The organism is Thermostichus sp. OS-CIW-31 (assembly GCF_054060305.1).
Map to the genome: position 1 here is coordinate 151,301 of NZ_JBSSDA010000002.1, position 15,513 is coordinate 166,813.

The window sequence follows — 15,513 nt, forward strand, 5'->3', positions numbered from 1 at the left end:
AGACTTGATAATGGGGGATGGATCCCGTGAGCAACCTTTTGGCCAATCTGTTGGATAAGCTGCGCGGCCTATCGGTCTGGATCGAGATCACCACCGAGGACTGCACCTACTACTACGGCCCCTTCTCCGATGAAGCCGAGGCAGAGCGGCTCAAAGGCCACTACATCGCCGACCTGCAAAAGGAAGGAGCCAAAAAGATCCAGGCTCTGGTGAAGAAAATGCGCCAGCCACAGTCTCTGACGGTGACCCGTACCCCGTCGGGAGCCTGTTCCTGATGTCTGCTACGGCTTATCAAGTAACCCTTCATCACCGCGGCCAAACCTACCGCTTCCCTGCCTCTGCGGATCAGACGGTTTTACAAGCTGCTCTTGAACACGGGATAGAGCTACCTTCCTCTTGTCAGGCGGGGGTTTGCACCACCTGTGCGGGGCGGCTGAAGTCGGGATCTGTGACTCAGACAGAGGCAATGGGGATTGGGCCAGAACTGCAGGCCCAAGGGTTTGTGCTGCTGTGTGTAGCCTATGCTACCTCCGATTTGGAGGTGGAGACCGATCAAGAGGAGGAGGTTTACCGTTTGCAGTTTGGCTCCTAACCGTGCCGGATTTCTGTTCAGGTCTACTTGTTAGCTTATGGGGGTGTGGGGGTAGCTAAGCCCCGCACTGTAGCCGTAGGGTCAGTGCCGGGATACAGATACCCCCATATGGTGTATGATAGGAGTAGTTGCACAAAACGGCTTTTGCCGGAATCTGGTGCAACTACGCGGTAGGACATTCCGTGTCTGCTCGTGGAGGGTTCTTGCGTAGGCTCCCCGATGAAGCGAGAAGCCCGCTCCGTACTGCCAGCAGTCGGGGTCGGGAGTATGTCACTAGGTGTTGTAGTCATTTCGATTCAAACTAGGACACTGTACCCACAACTAAAACCTTGGTCGCGTCTTCGCGTCAGCGTTGCGGAGCAATAGCGTTGCGGAGCAATAATGCAGGGGCCCAAAAGGTTTTTCTCAGTAGCCCGGCTGTCTCAGCCTAATCTGAAAATACTACATTAGTTTATATTGTTGGATTCTTAGTGTTAGAAGTTATCGCAAGTAAGTCTGTTTCCTTGGCGAGATCAGTTCTCGACTCCTGTGAAGTTGCATTTGTTGCACCTATCTCTGCCGTTGAGCTCGCCTCTCTCTGCCCCGCAACTGGAGCAATCCCTCTGTCAGCAAGTTGACCGGGAGCTGGGCCAGCCGGCTCGGCTTCTGCGCTGGAGCTTGACGGCGGTGGAAGGGAATCAAGCCTGGGTTGAGGTGGTCGCCACCACTGATGAGGGCTACTCGGATTTAGACTAGGACAACTCACTCTTAGTCAGCTTCTTGACAGACGTCTGCAAGAGTTTTCCCAATACCCCAGTGGTCTCAGACCAATCGAGAACCAACAGTTTCATTGCTACGTTAAAGAGATGGTTCATATTGATTGATGGAAATGGCTATCGGTACCCTTGCCCATTTTTGTCGTTTGGCCAATGTCTGTCTCTGCATCTGAACCAACTCCGGCTCCACTGCTGGCCGAGCAGCACCCCCCTGTCGCCCTCACCATCGCTGGATCCGACAGTGGTGGAGGGGCAGGGATCCAAGCGGATTTGCGCACCTTTGCTTTCCAACGGGTACACGGTACCTCTGCCTTGACCTGCGTGACTGCCCAAAATACCCTTGGGGTGAGCCGGGTCGATGCGCTGCCCCCCGAAGCCGTGGCCGCCCAAATTGAGGCCGTGGTGCAGGATATCGGGGTGCAAGGGATCAAGACGGGCATGTTGCTGAATGCCGAGATCGTGCTGGAGGTAGCCCGTCAGGTGGAGCGCTGGGCGTTGCGGCCTCTGGTGGTGGATCCGGTGATGGTGTCCCGCACGGGAGCGAAGTTGTTGGCAGATGAGGCCATTCAGGCCATCCGCGAGCGGCTGATCCCCTTGGCCCAGGTGCTGACCCCCAATCGCTATGAGGCGCAAATTTTAACGGGGCTGGAGCTGCAGTCCCTGGCAGATATGCAAACGGCGGCCCAGCAGATTCACGCCTTAGGCTGTGGAGCGGTGTTGGTCAAAGGTGGGGGTATGCCGGGGGAACTGCAGGGGGTGGATGTGTGGTTCGATGGCGAGCGACTGGAAGTGCTGAAAACAGAGCGGATCCCCACCCGCCACACCCACGGCACCGGCTGTACCCTCTCGGCGGCCATTGCAGCACAGATGGCCTGGGGCAGGGATCCCTTGGCGGCCACGGTGGCGGCCAAAGCCTATGTAACAGAAGCGCTGCGACATCCTTTGGCCATCGGGTCAGGGCAGGGGCCGGTGGGGCACTTCTACCCGCTTCTGTCCGGGATTGGCAAACCTGTGCCATAAGAGAGAGGTCACTCTCTCTGGCTGCTATGGCTAGCCCGTCGAATCTTTCTCAGAAGGGATCCCTGCCCAAATGGCGGTTTTGGCTACCCCTACTGCTGCAGCTGGGTATCGTTCTGCTGATACCGGCTCGGCAAGCGTTGACCCTCGCTGTCGGAACCACGATCTACCTGCAAACGGCCCCCGTGGATCCCTATGACCTTTTGCGGGGCCGGTACGTGACCTTGGGCTACGTCGTCGCTCGACGCTCCACCCTAGAGCAACTGCCGGGTTGGTTACCTGATTTGGAGACGCCAGGGATCCTTTATCTGCGCTTAGCTCCCCCCGCAGGGGATCCCACTCAACCTTGGCGAGCAATCGGTGTCAGCCGGGAGATGCCCAAAGATTTGCAGCCTGAAGAGAAAGTGCTGCGAGGCTGGTTTGACGGGCAGCAGCTCAAGTTGGGAATCGAAGAATTTTTTATTCCCGAAGCGATTGGAGATGCCTTGGAAGAGGATATTCGGCGTTACCCTGAAGCCACGCGGGCAGAAGTGAAAGTGGATCCCTGGGGCAAGGCAGCATTGGTTGGCCTCTGGGTAGGGGAGCATCGGTACTAAGTGCTCATTCTGCCCGGCTTTAACGCTTTAACAATTAATCACCATATTCTGACATCCGAACCCGAAGGAGAGCCGGAAAACTGAATGGGGCAGGGATCCCTATCACTTGCCCCTCGAAACCCTGAAGATGGCGAGAACCGGAGCTGTGCCATTGAGGAGCTTGCTAAGTGCTGCACAGCCTTGCTCACACCTGAATTAGGGTCATCCCAATTGGGTCAAACTTCTTCAGCTAGAAATCGCAGGAGCCCCGCACTGTACCCGTAGGGTCAGTGTCGGGAGGAATGCGGAAGTCACAATAGAACCATGACCCAAGTCCTGACCGTATCCTGCAAGCTCAAGGTGTCCCCGTCGCAAGCCGCCAAATTGGACGCGACTTTGGAGGCTTTTGGCCAAGCCTTGAATTGGGTCAACCAGAACACGCCGGAGAAAGTCGTCAACGCCGTTAAGCTTCAGTCTCTGTGCTACCGCGAAATCCGCGCCCGGTTCGACTTGTCCAGTAACTTGGCAAGGACTACGTCCCGCTTACGCGACCAGCAGGTCTGCAGACGGCTGGCCGGCGCCCGTAAAGTTGCCCAACAGAAAAACCGCCCCGTCAAAGCGTTCAAGGGTGGCTTCGCTACCTACGATGCACGTATCTTTTCGTTCCGCGAGAAAGACTGGACGGTGTCGCTGACCACGGTGGAGGGTCGGGAGCGCTTTGAGCTGGCGATTGGCCGCTACCAGAGAGAACGGCTGGCGGGCTCCAATCCCAAATCGGCCACTCTGGTCAAGCGTAAAGACGGCTCCTACTCTATTCAGATCTGTGTGGAAGCGGAGCCATCCCCACCGCAACGCACGGGTAGAGTGCTGGGGGTGGACTTGGGAAGGACAGATATTGCCCATACGTCAGAGGGGGATAACTGGAATGGACAGCAGTTGAACCGAGTCCGAGACCACTACTCCAAGCTGAGGGCGGCACTCCAGCGCAAAGCCAGTAAGGGCACACGCAGTTCGCGGCGCAGATGCAGAGAACTGTTGCAACGGCTGTCTGGCAAGGAGAGGCGCTTTCAGTCGCGTCAGCGTTGCGTAGCAAAAACGTGGGTCAATCATCGCATCTCTAAAGCTATTGTCTCTAGGGCAAAAGCTACCAACAGCGCTATCGCCCTGGAAGACCTGACAGGGATCCGGGAGCGCATCAACCAACAACCCCGCAGTAAAACTGAACGGCGCAGGGCCAACAGTTGGGCGTTTTATCAACTCCGTCAATTTTTGGAGTACAAGGCTCTGCGTGCAGGGGTTGCTTTGATTCTGGTGCCGCCTGCCTACACGTCGCAGACCTGCCACCGGTGTTTGCACATTCATCCCGACCCTGCGCAATCCTACCGCAGTGGAAAGAAGTTTAAGTGTGGACACTGTGGATGGGAAGGGGATGCGGATTTGAATGGTGCGAATGTGATTGCGCTTTTGGGGGCTGCTGTAAACCAGCCTAGAGGTTCGTGGTTGGCTTGCCAACTGCAGGGCTACCGAAAGCCCGCTCCGTACCGCTTCAGCGGTCGGAGTCGGGTAGTTTACGTTTTCACTTCCGAATCTCTCCTATCCAACAGGTTTTGCAACCACACCTGAATATCCCGCAGGCTCTCCGGGGAAACTTCATGGCCCATCTCGTACTCGCGATAGGTAAAGTTCAGTGGCAGCGGGGCAAAATAATCCCGGATCTGACGGCCAAAAGCAATCGGCAAAACAGCATCAGCAGTGCCATGAACCACCAGGATGGCCAGGTGTTTCATCCGCTCCGGCTCCACCGCCTCGGCCAGGATCTCTGGAGATAGGCGCCCACTCATTGCCACCACCCCCGCCAGCTTCTCCGGCTGGGTCAGAGCCAAGTACAGGCTCATGATCGCCCCCTGGCTAAACCCCAGCAAATACACCTGCCTGGGATCCAGGGCAATACCCGGGATCCCACTGGGCAGCGTCTGTTCTAGAAAGCGGCTCAGGAGCTGGAGGCTATTGCGCGCTTGCTGGGGATCCCCCACCAGCCCTTCTGGCGTCCAGGCCATTTCAAACCAGGCAAACCCGCCCACACTCCAAGGAATAGGGGCTCTCAAGCTAATCACCGCCAACCGGGGATCCAGATAGGGGGCCAACTGGAACAAATCCCCCTCGTGGCTGCCGATCCCGTGCAGCATCACCAACACAGGTGCGGATCCCAAGCCGACCTGTCGAGGCGGCTGAAAGCGGTAGGTGAGGGGCAAAGAAGAAGGCACGCAGCGGATCCTCAAAGGCGGAGACAAGGTATGGCCGGCCTACGCCCAATCCTGGGGCTGGCGGAGCACCTGGTAGAGCTTAGCTTCCCACGTGTCCGGCTGGGGCTCGTAGCCATATTCCCAGCGCACCAATGGCGGCAAAGACATCAAGATCGACTCGGTGCGGCCCTGGGTCTGGAGTCCAAAGATCGTGCCGCGGTCATAGACCAAGTTGAACTCCACGTAGCGCCCGCGACGATAGAGCTGGAATTGCCGTTCTCTCTCCCCCCATTCCATCCCCTGCCGCCGCTCCACAATCGGCACATAGGCCGGCAAGAAGGCGTCGCCACAGGTTTGCACCAACTGGAAAAGATGTTCCCAACTGCGGGATCCCACCCGCACCTGTAACGATGGTGGCTCAGAAGCCAGTTGTTCGGGATCCCCTTCCGCCTGGCCTTCAGGCCGATAGAGCAGCCCAGGGCGTTCATCCTGATAGTCGAAGAAAATGCCGCCAACGCCGCGCGCCTCGCCGCGATGAGGTAGGAAAAAGTAGCGATCGCACCAGATCTTGAAAACCGGGTAGTAGGCGGGATCCAAGCGGTCACAGGCTGCCTTGAGGGTGCGGTGAAAATGGGCCGCATCCTCCTCAAACAGGTAATAGGGGGTGAGATCCATCCCGCCCCCAAACCACCAAACCGGCCCCGCCTCGAAATAGCGATAGTTCAGGTGTACCGTCGGCACATAGGGGTTGCGAGGATGCAACACCATAGAGGTGCCTGTGGCGTAGAAAGGATGCCCTGCCGCTTCTGGACGCTGCTTCAGAATCGAAGGGGGCAGATGGGACCCGAACACCTCGGAAAAATTGACCCCCCCCTGCTCAAACACATCTCCCTGCTGAATGACCCGCGAGCGCCCACCCCCTCCTCCAGGGCGTTCCCAACGGTCTTCCCGAAACTTGGCTTTTCTGTCCAGGGCCTCCAGACGGGCACAGATGTCATCTTGTAGGCGCTGCATGAATTGGCTCACCTGTTGACGGGCATCCACTGGCAGCGCTGTAGGGCTTGAGGCCAGCATCATAGTCTTCCAATCTCTCGAAACTCGACAAAAACCTCTCCAGCCCCCATCAAACCTCTCAGACTGGGAGAGCCGAACTGCCAAACTGAAGAGTTCTAACCTGGCCGGGCAAGAAACTCCCTGGAAATCCAGGCCGCTCTTGGATCTTACGTGGGAACCGCCTCATAGGGACGAAGTCGCGCCCATTTGTTCCGTTCCTCGCGAAAGCTCTGGCAGCCCACCACATCCCATTCCATCTCGGTGCCCCCATTGCGGATATTGACATTGATCTGGGGGCCCTGCGGCTCAAAATCCGGCGTCAGTGTGAGATGAGGTTGCTGATGCTGCGCTTCCACGGCATGGTAGGTGGTACAGCGATCCACGTAGTAGCAGTGAATACAAATACACATGGCTGCTGCCTGCAAGAAACGGTTCCCAATCTTGAGGGTAGCATCCTGCCTCCTTCCAGACGGCGGATCCCCTCTTTCTCAGCCGATTCTTGAGATATTTCTTAGCAAAGAGAGGCATCTCCTCGTCTCTCGTCTAAAATCTCGACATATTTCTCAGGATGGGGCTTGATCTGTCCTTAGGATCGAACCATCCAGGCTATCCAGAGGAACTGCCATGAACACCCACACCCGCTACCGCTTCACCTGCACCCTCTCCTTTGGAGATATCTACGGCCAGATCATCGTTTGGCTGATTGTCATCTTTGCCAGCTTGGCCGCTGCCCTCTCCCTGATGAATAGCCCCCTCTACGCTTTTCTCACCATTGCTCTGATTTTGGTGATCTCCCTGCCTTTCCTGCTCTTCGCCTTCGTGACCACCCTGCTCAATCACATCGAGTTTGCCGTTGTCCCTCCTGAGGAAGAGGAAAATCGCGCTGCTGCTGCCGCTAAGTCGCCCGTGGCCGTCAGTTAGAAACAACTGGCAGTCGGTTGGCGCTTGTCGGATGGATCCCTTGCCCCAAAGACACCTGTGCTGAGTTAAAAAAACCTTGGCTCTCTTGGTCTAGCGCTTGAGTTGGCCCCTGCAAGGCGAGCAAGCGGGTAGCCTTTTATTGGCATTTTATTGGCAATTGTTTTACCAAAGAATTGGGTCTAAAGCCCTGCCGTTCACGGCAGCTTTTGTGCTGTACTCTAGACCAGTAGTAGAGTAGTCAACCACTTAAAAAACCCGGTAGTCCGGCGACTACGCAAGCAACCTGAATAGGTTTTGCCCTTTCTCTTCAACGGTACTTAGGGCAGAAGGGAACTGCCCCGCTTGGGGAGATGGGCACCGCTGTCGTAAAGGGGCAACCCGATACGGCAAGTGCTGTCTTGGAACCAAGAGCCAGAATCCTCTGCCTTTGGGCAGGGGAGTATGGTGACATCCTCCCGGCGCTCGTCCTGTGGACAGAGCGCGGGCCACCCTTCCCGTCAGCAGGACGGAGTCCTTACCTCGCGGTCGGGCATTCCTGCCCCACGCCACTTGTCTGGGTCTACAACCCCCGACAGACCGACTGAACAGGCAGTTTCCCTTCCCCAGCCTCCCTGGCTACTGCCAGCTCGCAAAACAAGTCTAATCCCAGGGAACGGTGCATCGGCAGACAGGATGGACTCCTGCACCCAGGAACCCCTGTCCACCGGCCAAGAGCAAGATGCTATCCACTCGTTGATTTCCGGCAAAGTGTAGTTGTATACGCGCCGGCCAATCTCCAGCCACGCCAACAGCAAGGCCTCCGTCCCGCTGACGCGAGCGGCTTGTTGGGAGGCATCTGGATCAATCCGGTGCTTGTAGGTTACACCAGCATAAGTAGGTTTTGCTACAGATTTCGCTCAGGGGTATGGTGGGGATCCCTGTATCCCGGTGCTTACCCTGCGGGTAGAGCGCAGGACTGATTGCCCCCGCACCACCGTTAGCTAAATCGTTGAGTTGCTCTGCAAGCTAAGATCGGCAAACCCTGTTCCATCGATGAGGATCCGCGTCGGCCATGATGACCGTAATGGAGTTTTTCGCCCTCAGTGCTGGGGAGTGGATGTGCCAACGCACCAGCCATCACTTGGCTTTTCGCCGCTCTGAGGGTGGGAGGTCGCGGCTACAAATTGCCACCCTTGCGGCAACCGATCCAGCAGTCATCCGGGTTTGCGAGTTGTTCAGGGTGGATCCCCGACGAGCTGTGGGAGCAGCGCGGGTGCGGTGGGATGGCGAGCAGGAGTGGGACAACGAAGAGTACAAGGGAGATGTGGTGCTGGTACCTATCCCCGATGAGACCGATCCCATGCGCGGGCAGTTGCTGCGGGATCAGGGCTACGCCGAGAAAGTGCCGGTGGCCAGTACCTATGTCATGGGATCCGATGGCGCCCTTACCCTTTACACCCAGTATGAGATGACTGAGTCGGAAGAGCGCATTTGGTTTGCCAGCCCCAACTTGCGCCTGCGGGCCAGCACTGTCAAGCGGTTCGGCGGCTTCAGCATGGCCTCTTTCTGCTCAGAGGTGCGTAAACTCTCCGCCGGCCCTTCTCCCACCCCTACGGTGGCCGAATCCAGCCCTTTCCGCAGCTAGAGCGTTTTCTCCTCAACCGCAACACGGGTTGTGCCATGCACCAAGTCTTGGATCTGGGGATTGACCTGCTCCACGCCAATCAACACCAGGCCGACCACAACCGGGAGCATTTTGATGCCTGGGGAGTAACCTGTCTGAACCTCATGAGCGCGCCGGGGGCGGGTAAGACGTCTTTGCTGGAGAAAACCGTGGTCGCTCTTGCCGGCTCGCTGCGCCTGGCGGTGATCGAGGGAGACATGACGACCCAACTGGACGCGGAGCGGTTGCGTCGCTACGGGATCCCGGTGATTGCCATCAACACGGGGCGGGCCTGTCATTTGGATGCGGCCATGGTGGCCGGGGGCTTGCAGCAATTGGAAGCACTGCTGGATCCCCAACAACTGGATTTGCTGCTGGTGGAAAATGTCGGCAACTTGGTCTGCCCGGCGGAGTTTGAGGTGGGGGAACACGCCAAGGTAGCCCTGCTCAGCGTCACAGAAGGGGAAGACAAGCCTCTCAAGTACCCAATCATGTTTCGAGAGGCGGATTGTCTGCTGATCACCAAAGTGGATCTGGTTCCTGTGTTGGAGGTGGATTTGGATCGGATCCAGGCCAATATCCGCGAGATCAACCCTTCTGTGCTGATTTTTTGTCTTTCTGCCAAGACGGGTGACGGGCTGGAGCCCTGGCTGGGCTGGATCCGAGAGCAGATTCTCCTTGCCCAACACCGACGGCAGCCGCAGTGAAGGGTATCATACTGAGCATCTAGCCGTGGAACTGATACATTTACGCTGAACACTGCTGAACATCACTGTTCAACTATGCAGCGATAGCATTCTGTTTGTTTCCAACCAGAATGGCGGTATCCCGCAAAGCTTTGAGTAGAATACCCAAAGCGCAGTTTCCGTGTCGTCTTACTACCAATTTTCTGCTTTGCTTTGGCTACCATGTTGGCAGACTCGAAAGTAAACAGAAAGATCAACTGGTAGTAATCCGTACTGAACATATTATACATTATTTTCAGTATAGTTGAGCTTATTATTGACTAGAGTCATGCTCTCCTCACCTGAGCTGGCCAGGCAGGGGATGAGTTAGCACCTCTGGCGGGTCAATTTGCAGATAACTTGTGTGGATGGAAAATCCCGGCTATGGCCAATTTAAGTGACTTTGTACAGGGCATTGAGCAGTTGATCGAGCTGGCTCAGAAGCTGGACGAGAAAAAGCAAAGTGGAGAGCTGCGAACCGAAGTCCGCATCCAGGCCCGTCCTCTGGGCAGTTCTATTCCCCCTTCCGGCTCCATCCCCCGCCGCCGCAGCCCTGCCCAAACGGGGGATCCCCCCTGGAGCAGCGAGCCCCAAGTGATGTCTGCGGTTCGCTTCCAGGAACCGTCCAAGGCCGCTGTGCCCGACCCGCCAGCAACTTCTGCCGACCGCCCAGAGTCTTGGGCTGGGCCACGCCTCAAGGATGTGGGGGGACTGAGGGAACAGCTCCAAGCGCTGCGGGAGATGGTGGAGATCCCCCTCAAGCGGCCCGATCTGCTGGCCAAGCTGGGGTTGGATCCGCCCCGCGGCGTGTTGTTGGTAGGCCCCCCCGGCACCGGCAAAACCCTGACGGCCCGCGCCCTGGCCGAGAGCCTGGGGGTGAACTACATCGCCATTGTCGGCCCGGAGCTGATCGGCAAGTACTACGGCGAGGCGGAGGCGCGCCTGCGGCAACTGTTTGAAAAGGCAGCCAAATCGGCTCCCTGTCTGGTGTTTATTGACGAAATCGATGCCCTAGTGCCCAACCGCGCCACTGTCGAGGGGGAGGTGGAAAAACGCCTGGTGGCCCAGATGCTGGGGCTGATGGACGGGTTTGTGGCCCAAAAGGGGATCGTGGTGCTGGCAGCCACCAACCGGCCCGAGGCTCTGGATCCGGCTCTGCGGCGACCGGGGCGCTTTGATCGGGAGGTGATCTTCAAGGTGCCGGATCGGGAGGGGCGGCGGGAGATCTTGGCCATCCACACCCGCGACATGCCCTTGGCGGAGGATGTGGATCTGGACAGCCTGGCGGATCAGACGCTGGGCTTTGTGGGGGCAGATCTGCGGGGCCTGTGCCAGGCAGCAGCCTATGCGGCTTTGCGGCGGCAGGTGCCCGATTTGGGATCCCCCATCCCCGACTCGTTGACGGTCTCGGCGGCAGATTTTCAACAGGCTCTGCAACAGGTGAAGCCGGCGGTGCTGCGCTCGGTGGAGATTGAATCCCCGCAGGTGAGCTGGGATCAAATTGGCGGCCTGGAGCACGCCAAGCAGATTTTGCAAGAGGCCATCGAGGGATCCCTGCTGCACCCTGAGTTGTACGAGCAGGCTCAGGCCCAAGCGCCCAAGGGCATCCTCCTCAGCGGCCCCCCTGGCACTGGCAAAACCCTGTTGGCCAAAGCCATCGCTTCCCAGGCCAAGGCTAACTTCATTGCCGTCTCCGGCCCGGAGCTCTTGAGCAAATGGGTGGGATCCTCCGAGCAGGCGGTACGGGAACTTTTTGCCCGCGCCCGCCAATGTGCCCCCTGTGTCATCTTCATCGACGAGATCGACACCCTCGCCCCGGCGCGGGGAAGCTACTCCGGGGATAGTGGGGTCAGCGACCGCGTTCTGGGGCAGCTGCTGGCAGAGCTGGACGGGATCCGCCCCAGCCAGGGGGTGTTGGTGGTGGCCGCCACCAACCGCAAAGCCAGTTTGGATCCCGCCCTCACTCGGGCCGGCAGGTTGGAGCTGCACCTGAGCGTGGAGCTGCCGGATCGCAGCGGGCGACGGGAAATTTTGGCCGTTCACAACCGCAAGCGTCCCCTGGGGCCTGATGTGGACTTACAGGGGTGGGCCGAGCAGACCGAAGGTTGGAGTGGTGCCGACCTGGCCCTGCTCAGCAACCGCGCCGCCATTGCCGCCATCCGCCGCCACCGCGCCACTTCCGAGGCGGTGGATGCCAAAACCCTGGTCATCCAACAGGAAGACTTCTGTCGAGCCTTTGCCGAGCTGCAGCAGCAACGCCAAGCCGGCTGATCCCAGCCTGAGGGCTATTCCCATCACGCCAGCGGTTCGGAGCACCTTCAAACTTTCAAAATCAAAAGACTGGGATCCCTTGCCATTCTGGTTGGCTGTGGGCGTGGGCTGACTCACCGCAGGTGCGGGGGGTGGGAAAGATCTTGCCGGGGTTGGCGATGTGCTGGGGGTCGAACACCTGCCGCACCCATTGCATGCTCTCCAGATCCGCAGGCGTAAACATTTCCGGCATGTAGCAGCGTTTGTCTGCCCCGATGCCATGTTCGCCGGAGATGCTGCCCCCCAAGCGCACGCAGAGCTTAAGGATCTCGCCCCCCAGTTTCTCCACCTGCTCCAGGGATCCCGGCACCGACTCGTCGTAGAGGATCAAGGGGTGCAGATTGCCGTCGCCAGCGTGAAACACATTGGCCACCGGATAACCGTACTCACGGCTGAGGCGCTCGATTTCCTTCAAGACAAAGGCTAGCTGGCTGCGGGGGATCACCCCATCCTGAACATAGTAGTTGGGGCTGAGCTTGCCCATGGCGGCAAATGCTGCCTTACGTCCTTTCCACACCCGCGCCCGCTCTTCCGGGTCGGATGCGACTTGCACCTGTCGCGCCCCATTTTTGAAGCACAGCGCCCTCACCTGTTGGCTGGCTTCTTCCACCTCCAGTTCCAGCCCATCCACCTCCACCAACAAAATGGCCGCCGCATCCCGCGGATAGTAGCCCAACTGCACCACATCCTCCACGGCATTGATGCTGAAGTTGTCCATAATCTCCAGGCCGGCGGGGATGATCCCGGCAGCAATGATGTCGGAGACGGTGGATCCCGCCGCTTCCACACTGTCAAAGTCTGCCAGCAAAACCTGCACTTGAGCCGGGGCCTTGAGCAAGCGCAGGGTAATCTCGGTGGCAATGCCCAGGGTGCCCTCGGATCCCACAAACAGCCCCACCCAGTCGTAGCCGGGCATCTCCGGGATCTTGCCTCCCCAGCACACCACCTCCCCATCCGGCAGCACCACCGTCAGGCCGAGAATGTGGTTGGCTGTTACGCCGTACTTGAGGCAGTGGACACCGCCGGAGTTCTCCGCCACATTACCTCCGATGGAGCAAACCGACTGGCTAGAGGGATCCGGCGCATAAAAGTAGCCTTGGGCGGCAACGGCCTGGGTAATCCAAGTGTTGATGACCCCCGGCTGTACCACCATGCAGCGGTTGTCCAGATCGATTTCCAGGATCTGCTTCATCAGGGTGGTGGCGATGACGACGCTATTTTCCACCGGCAGGGCTCCCCCTGAGAGGCCCGTACCGGATCCCCGCGCCACGAAGGGCACCTGGTAGCGGCTGCACAGCTTCACCACCTGCGCTACCTCTTCTGTTGTGCGAGGCAACACCACCAGCGCCGGCCTTTGCCGGTAGCTGACCAGCCCATCGCATTCGTAAACCAGCAGCTCCTCTGGCTTGTTGATCACCCGCTTGGGATCCAAAATCTTTTTGAGCTCAGCCGTCAGCCTAATCCAGTCGAAGGTGAGGCCGGTTTGCAGAGGATGAGAAGAAGTTTTTGCGCTGGCAGTGCGAAGCACTTTCATAACAGTAGGCTCAGCAGGAGTTTGGGAGGGGGATATTGTCACTATAGTCTTGCTGGCTCCAACAGATAGTCCATGCAGCCCAACTCCCCCAGCGCCGAACAAATCCTCAACCAAGTGCGGCAGCTCTACGAGCTCTACCCCTTCCCCCCGCAGCCCATCGGCACTGTTCCCCCGCCAGGGTGGAATTGGCGCTGGAGTTGGCCCCAGGCCCATGCCTTTTGTACGGGATCCCATCCGGGTCGGCGCAAGGTGCGCATTCTGGATGCGGGCTGTGGCTCGGGAGTGGGAACAGAATACATTGCCCACCAAAACCCCAACGCAGAAATTTGGGCCTTTGATCTGAGCAGCCGCGCCCTGGAGATTGCCGAGGCCCGTTGTCGGGCTTCCCAGGCACCGCCGGTGCAGTTTCGCCAGCTCAACGTCTACGACATCGACCAGCTGCCGGGGCAGTTTGACTTCATCAACTGCGTGGGCGTGCTCCACCACCTGCCCGATCCGCTAGCGGGGCTGCAGGCTTTGGCCGGCAAATTGGCTCCCGGCGGGATCCTGCACCTGTTTGTATACGGCGAGCTGGGCCGCCACGAAATCCGCCTCATGCAAAAGGCCATCCGCCTGCTGGTAACAGGTTCTGAACACCAGACCCTTGCCTCGGCGGAGCAATTGCAGAGGGGTCTCCAGGTGGGCCGCCGCCTTTTCGAGATCTTGCCGGAAACCAACCGCATCCAGCAGCAAGAACGGGCCCGCTGGGCCATCGAGAACGTGGACGACGAATGCTTCGCCGATATGTACCTGCACCCCCAGGAAGTGAATTACACCATCGAGACTCTGTTTGAATTAATCCGGGCTTCTGGACTGCAGTTTTTACGCTTTTCCAACCCGGAGTTTTGGCGGCTGGAGCGGGTGTTGGGCCAGGACGAGGCCCTGCTGGCTCAGGCGGCTCAGCTGCCGGAACCGGAACGCTATCGCTTGATCGAGCTGCTGGATCCGGTGGTGGCCCACTACGAGCTGTTTCTCGGCAAGCCCCCCATCTGCTGCTGGGAATGGACAAGCCCGGAAAGTGTAGCATCAGCCATTGCCCACCTCAGCCCCTGTCTGGGCCTGTGGCCGGGGCGGAGCATTTTCAACTATGCTTACGAAGCCATCTCCCTGAGCGAAGAAGCCTTCGCCTTTCTCCAACAGGTGGACGGGATCCGCACCGTCCAAGAGATCCAGGCTGGCCTAGAGTGCCCCCTGAGCTTCGAGCAACTGCAACGCCTGCTGCGCTGGCAAGTGCTGCTGCTGGAGCCGCAAAACTCGGTCTCTTGAGAGTTTCTCGACTGCTGTCATTTGCCTCGGCGGAACGGAGTCCTCGGCATTTGCCCTCTTGTTCTTCTATGGCTTATCCTAGAAAGCTGTGACCTTTAGCTCTGGCCCCGCATATTCTGGGGTTGTCATCATGCCCAAAATCAAAACCCGCAAGGCAGCAGCCAAGCGCTTCCGCCTGACCGGCAGCGGCAAGTTTATGCGTCGCAGGGCCGGGCACAACCACTTGCTGGAGCACAAAACCAGCAAGCGCAAACGCAAATTGGCCGGTGTGGCCCTGGTGGACAAGCGGGATGTGGTCAATGTGCGCCTGATGTTGCCCAACACCCACTAGCCGGGATACCGCTCGCGCCGGCAAGAAGATTTCAGGGGCTGGCATTGGCGACAGCAGTTCCGATCCCGTTAGCAGGACGGAGTGCTTCTACCCTTCAGTTTGAGTTTGTTCAAGTTCCTATTGAGTTACTGCCATGAGAGTCAAACGGGGCAATGTCGCCCGCAAGCGCCGCAAAAAGATCCTCAAGCTGGCCAAAGGCTTTCGGGGAGCTGGTTCAAAGCTGTTCCGCACCGCCAACCAGCAGGTGATGAAGGCTTTGCGCAGCGCCTACCGGGATCGCCGCCGCAAGAAGCGGGATTTTCGTCGCCTATGGATTACCCGCATCAACGCGGCCACCCGTGCCCAGGGCCTGCGTTACCACGAGTTCATCGATGGTCTCAAAAAAGCCAATATCCAGCTCAACCGCAAAATGTTGGCCCGCTTGGCTTTCCTGGATCCAGAGGCCTTTACCCAGGTGGTGGAGGCAGCGCGCCAGTCTCGCGCCTCCTGAGGAGGTTCCGACGGCTATCC

17 protein-coding genes and 1 pseudogene are annotated in these 15,513 nt (G+C 58.6%); 13 read left to right on the forward strand and 5 right to left on the reverse strand.

The features are described 5' to 3' along the window. Nucleotides 1–17: 17 nt before the first annotated feature. From ACVWY9_RS02120 to ACVWY9_RS02145, 6 genes are all read left to right on the forward strand, one after another. A complete protein-coding gene (locus ACVWY9_RS02120; protein ID WP_457387359.1) occupies nt 18–275 on the forward strand; it encodes a DUF1816 domain-containing protein in 258 nt (85 codons plus the stop codon). Continuing rightward, a complete protein-coding gene (locus ACVWY9_RS02125) occupies nt 275–592 on the forward strand; it encodes a 2Fe-2S iron-sulfur cluster-binding protein (RefSeq protein WP_011434371.1) in 318 nt (105 codons plus the stop codon). Before ACVWY9_RS02120 ends, ACVWY9_RS02125 begins: the two co-directional genes overlap by 1 nt. 528 nt (nt 593–1,120) lie before the next feature. Continuing rightward, complete coding sequence (locus ACVWY9_RS02130; protein ID WP_414522991.1) at nt 1,121–1,327, forward strand: hypothetical protein; 207 nt, start codon at nt 1,121–1,123, stop codon at nt 1,325–1,327. 173 nt (nt 1,328–1,500) lie between these two features. Next, nucleotides 1,501–2,367, forward strand: a complete 867-nt coding sequence (thiD, locus tag ACVWY9_RS02135) for a bifunctional hydroxymethylpyrimidine kinase/phosphomethylpyrimidine kinase (protein ID WP_457387360.1) — start codon at nt 1,501–1,503, stop codon at nt 2,365–2,367. Between the two features lie 26 nt (nt 2,368–2,393). Beyond that, nucleotides 2,394–2,960, forward strand: coding sequence for a GDYXXLXY domain-containing protein (locus ACVWY9_RS02140; RefSeq protein WP_457387361.1), 567 nt, complete (start codon nt 2,394–2,396; stop codon nt 2,958–2,960). A 303-nt stretch (nt 2,961–3,263) separates the two neighbouring features. After that, nucleotides 3,264–4,562: an RNA-guided endonuclease InsQ/TnpB family protein gene (locus ACVWY9_RS02145; RefSeq protein ID WP_457387362.1), complete on the forward strand. Its 1,299-nt coding sequence runs from the start codon at nt 3,264–3,266 to the stop codon at nt 4,560–4,562. On the opposite strand, the gene ACVWY9_RS02150 is transcribed toward ACVWY9_RS02145, so the two are convergent. The 3 genes from ACVWY9_RS02150 to ACVWY9_RS02160 form a co-directional block, all read right to left on the reverse strand. Further along, complete coding sequence (locus ACVWY9_RS02150) at nt 4,508–5,203, reverse strand: alpha/beta hydrolase (protein WP_457387363.1); 696 nt, start codon at nt 5,201–5,203, stop codon at nt 4,508–4,510. The two genes, ACVWY9_RS02145 and ACVWY9_RS02150, sit on opposite strands and share 55 nt — an antisense overlap. Before the next feature lie 39 nt (nt 5,204–5,242). Further along, on the reverse strand, nt 5,243–6,256 hold the full coding sequence (hemF, locus tag ACVWY9_RS02155; RefSeq protein ID WP_457387414.1) for an oxygen-dependent coproporphyrinogen oxidase: 1,014 nt from the start codon (nt 6,254–6,256) through the stop codon (nt 5,243–5,245). Between the two features lie 146 nt (nt 6,257–6,402). Next, nucleotides 6,403–6,645: a Ycf34 family protein gene (locus ACVWY9_RS02160; RefSeq protein ID WP_011434378.1), complete on the reverse strand. Its 243-nt coding sequence runs from the start codon at nt 6,643–6,645 to the stop codon at nt 6,403–6,405. A gap of 214 nt (nt 6,646–6,859) precedes the next feature. Here ACVWY9_RS02160 and ACVWY9_RS02165 point away from each other — a divergent pair, with 214 nt between their 5' ends. From ACVWY9_RS02165 to hypB, 3 genes are all read left to right on the forward strand, one after another. Continuing rightward, the gene (locus tag ACVWY9_RS02165; RefSeq protein ID WP_011434379.1) at nt 6,860–7,156 is read left to right on the forward strand and encodes a hypothetical protein; all 297 of its coding nucleotides are present in this window, start codon (nt 6,860–6,862) and stop codon (nt 7,154–7,156) included. Between the two features lie 1,054 nt (nt 7,157–8,210). After that, on the forward strand, nt 8,211–8,780 hold the full coding sequence (locus ACVWY9_RS02170) for a phycobiliprotein lyase (protein ID WP_457387415.1): 570 nt from the start codon (nt 8,211–8,213) through the stop codon (nt 8,778–8,780). Between the two features lie 35 nt (nt 8,781–8,815). Continuing rightward, nucleotides 8,816–9,505: a hydrogenase nickel incorporation protein HypB gene (gene hypB, locus ACVWY9_RS02175; RefSeq protein ID WP_457387364.1), complete on the forward strand. Its 690-nt coding sequence runs from the start codon at nt 8,816–8,818 to the stop codon at nt 9,503–9,505. Nucleotides 9,506–9,578: 73 nt separating this feature from the next. Here hypB and ACVWY9_RS02180 read toward each other — a convergent pair. Beyond that, nucleotides 9,579–9,762: pseudogene (locus ACVWY9_RS02180) on the reverse strand (hypothetical protein); the annotation flags it as partial. Between the two features lie 145 nt (nt 9,763–9,907). Between ACVWY9_RS02180 and ACVWY9_RS02185 the strand changes: the two are divergent. Continuing rightward, complete coding sequence (locus tag ACVWY9_RS02185) at nt 9,908–11,794, forward strand: AAA family ATPase (RefSeq protein ID WP_457387365.1); 1,887 nt, start codon at nt 9,908–9,910, stop codon at nt 11,792–11,794. A 61-nt stretch (nt 11,795–11,855) separates the two neighbouring features. On the opposite strand, the gene glcD is transcribed toward ACVWY9_RS02185, so the two are convergent. Next, nucleotides 11,856–13,367 (reverse strand): glycolate oxidase subunit GlcD, encoded by a 1,512-nt coding sequence (gene glcD / locus ACVWY9_RS02190; RefSeq protein ID WP_457387366.1) that lies wholly within the window; start codon nt 13,365–13,367, stop codon nt 11,856–11,858. A gap of 72 nt (nt 13,368–13,439) precedes the next feature. Between glcD and ACVWY9_RS02195 the strand changes: the two genes are divergently transcribed. The 3 genes from ACVWY9_RS02195 to rplT all read left to right on the forward strand — a co-directional run bounded on the left by ACVWY9_RS02195 (nt 13,440) and on the right by rplT (nt 15,493). Further along, nucleotides 13,440–14,672 carry a class I SAM-dependent methyltransferase gene (locus ACVWY9_RS02195; protein ID WP_457387367.1) on the forward strand — a complete coding sequence of 411 codons (1,233 nt, stop codon included), beginning with the start codon at nt 13,440–13,442 and terminating at the stop codon, nt 14,670–14,672. Between the two features lie 130 nt (nt 14,673–14,802). Beyond that, a complete protein-coding gene (gene rpmI, locus ACVWY9_RS02200) occupies nt 14,803–15,003 on the forward strand; it encodes a 50S ribosomal protein L35 (RefSeq protein WP_011434387.1) in 201 nt (66 codons plus the stop codon). Between the two features lie 133 nt (nt 15,004–15,136). After that, nucleotides 15,137–15,493 (forward strand): 50S ribosomal protein L20, encoded by a 357-nt coding sequence (rplT, locus tag ACVWY9_RS02205; RefSeq protein ID WP_011434388.1) that lies wholly within the window; start codon nt 15,137–15,139, stop codon nt 15,491–15,493. Nucleotides 15,494–15,513: the final 20 nt, after the last annotated feature.

Coding starts and splice junctions, on each gene's coding strand:
- ACVWY9_RS02170 (WP_457387415.1), top strand. CDS start 8,211: ATGACCGTAATGGAGTTTTTCGCCCTCAGTGCTGGGGAGTGGATGTGC.
- ACVWY9_RS02140 (WP_457387361.1), top strand. CDS start 2,394: ATGGCTAGCCCGTCGAATCTTTCTCAGAAGGGATCCCTGCCCAAATGG.
- ACVWY9_RS02165 (WP_011434379.1), top strand. CDS start 6,860: ATGAACACCCACACCCGCTACCGCTTCACCTGCACCCTCTCCTTTGGA.
- rpmI (WP_011434387.1), top strand. CDS start 14,803: ATGCCCAAAATCAAAACCCGCAAGGCAGCAGCCAAGCGCTTCCGCCTG.
- ACVWY9_RS02185 (WP_457387365.1), top strand. CDS start 9,908: ATGGCCAATTTAAGTGACTTTGTACAGGGCATTGAGCAGTTGATCGAG.
- thiD (WP_457387360.1), top strand. CDS start 1,501: ATGTCTGTCTCTGCATCTGAACCAACTCCGGCTCCACTGCTGGCCGAG.
- ACVWY9_RS02160 (WP_011434378.1), bottom strand. CDS start 6,645: ATGTGTATTTGTATTCACTGCTACTACGTGGATCGCTGTACCACCTAC.
- ACVWY9_RS02120 (WP_457387359.1), top strand. CDS start 18: ATGGATCCCGTGAGCAACCTTTTGGCCAATCTGTTGGATAAGCTGCGC.
- ACVWY9_RS02145 (WP_457387362.1), top strand. CDS start 3,264: ATGACCCAAGTCCTGACCGTATCCTGCAAGCTCAAGGTGTCCCCGTCG.
- rplT (WP_011434388.1), top strand. CDS start 15,137: ATGAGAGTCAAACGGGGCAATGTCGCCCGCAAGCGCCGCAAAAAGATC.
- ACVWY9_RS02195 (WP_457387367.1), top strand. CDS start 13,440: ATGCAGCCCAACTCCCCCAGCGCCGAACAAATCCTCAACCAAGTGCGG.
- glcD (WP_457387366.1), bottom strand. CDS start 13,367: ATGAAAGTGCTTCGCACTGCCAGCGCAAAAACTTCTTCTCATCCTCTG.
- hemF (WP_457387414.1), bottom strand. CDS start 6,256: ATGCTGGCCTCAAGCCCTACAGCGCTGCCAGTGGATGCCCGTCAACAG.
- hypB (WP_457387364.1), top strand. CDS start 8,816: ATGCACCAAGTCTTGGATCTGGGGATTGACCTGCTCCACGCCAATCAA.
- ACVWY9_RS02125 (WP_011434371.1), top strand. CDS start 275: ATGTCTGCTACGGCTTATCAAGTAACCCTTCATCACCGCGGCCAAACC.